A 1264-nucleotide genomic window follows, 5' to 3' on the forward strand; every position below is an offset into this window, starting at 1 on the left:
TGGTTGTCGTCAGCTCGTGTCGTGAGATGTTGGGTTAAGTCCCGCAACGAGCGCAACCCCTATCCTTAGTAGCCAGCGGTCCGGCCGGGCACTCTGAGGAGACTGCCAGGGATAACCTGGAGGAAGGCGGGGATGACGTCAAATCATCATGCCCCTTATGATTTGGGCTACACACGTGCTACAATGGCGTAAACAAAGGGAAGCGAACCCGCGAGGGTGGGCAAATCTCAAAAATAACGTCCCAGTTCGGACTGCAGTCTGCAACTCGACTGCACGAAGCTGGAATCGCTAGTAATCGCGGATCAGAATGCCGCGGTGAATACGTTCCCGGGTCTTGTACACACCGCCCGTCACACCATGGGAGTCAGTAACGCCCGAAGTCAGTGACCTAACCGCAAGGGAGGAGCTGCCGAAGGCGGGACCGATGACTGGGGTGAAGTCGTAACAAGGTAGCCGTATCGGAAGGTGCGGCTGGATCACCTCCTTTCTAAGGAAGAAGTAGAGAAGAAAAATGTGTTTTACTGTTGAGTTATCAAGGAAAGACAATTAAATATTTCCGGTGTCGATGCGCTTAGGGGAAACACCCGTTCCCATCCCGAACACGACGGTTAAGACCTAAGCGGCCGATGGTACTGCATTGGAGACGATGTGGGAGAGCAGGTGGGCGCCGGATTAAAAAAGAAAATATATAAGATTTTTAATTGTAACTGGTTTTACCAGTGATCAGAATTTATAAAACAGTTTATAGGTTCTGATGACTGATAAACATTCAGTCAGATTAAAAGATTGTACCTTGAAAACTGCATACATGTAAATTTGATTAAAGTTTAATCAAATATCCTTGATACAAACGTTAAAACGTAAGATAGGAAGACATCGATTTAGTCTGTGAGAGCAGACGAAGATCAACAATGAGAATCAAAAGACCGCATCACCTACGCTAGGGTGATGAGCGAAAGGTCAAGCAATAAGGGCACAGGGCGGATGCCTTGGCACTAAGAGCCGAAGAAAGACGTGATAAGCTGCGATAAGCTTCGGGGAGGAGCAAATATCCTTTGATCCGGAGATCTCTGAATGGGGAAACCCGGCAGAGCACACCTCTGTCATCCATACGCCAATCCATAACGTATGGAAGGGAACCCGGGGAACTGAAACATCTAAGTACCCGGAGGAAAAGAAAGAAAACTCGATTCTGCAAGTAGCGGCGAGCGAACGCGGAAGAGCCTAAACCGGAATGCGTGCATTCCGGGGTTACGGACTGCAT

At 48.7% G+C, this 1264-nt stretch carries 3 rRNA genes; all 3 read left to right on the plus strand.

The features are described 5' to 3' along the window. Positions 1–487: ribosomal RNA gene (locus AB5706_RS22995) — 16S ribosomal RNA — on the plus strand; the annotation flags it as partial. A gap of 68 nt (positions 488–555) precedes the next feature. Next, positions 556–673: ribosomal RNA gene (gene rrf, locus AB5706_RS23000) — 5S ribosomal RNA — on the plus strand. 285 nt (positions 674–958) lie between these two features. After that, positions 959–1264: ribosomal RNA gene (locus AB5706_RS23005) — 23S ribosomal RNA — on the plus strand; the annotation flags it as partial.

Origin of the sequence: Ruminococcus sp. RTP21484sp1_RTP21277st1_D2_RTP21277_210401 (assembly GCF_040924225.1) — a bacterium.
GTDB lineage: Bacteria > Bacillota > Clostridia > Lachnospirales > Lachnospiraceae > Blautia_A > Blautia_A faecis.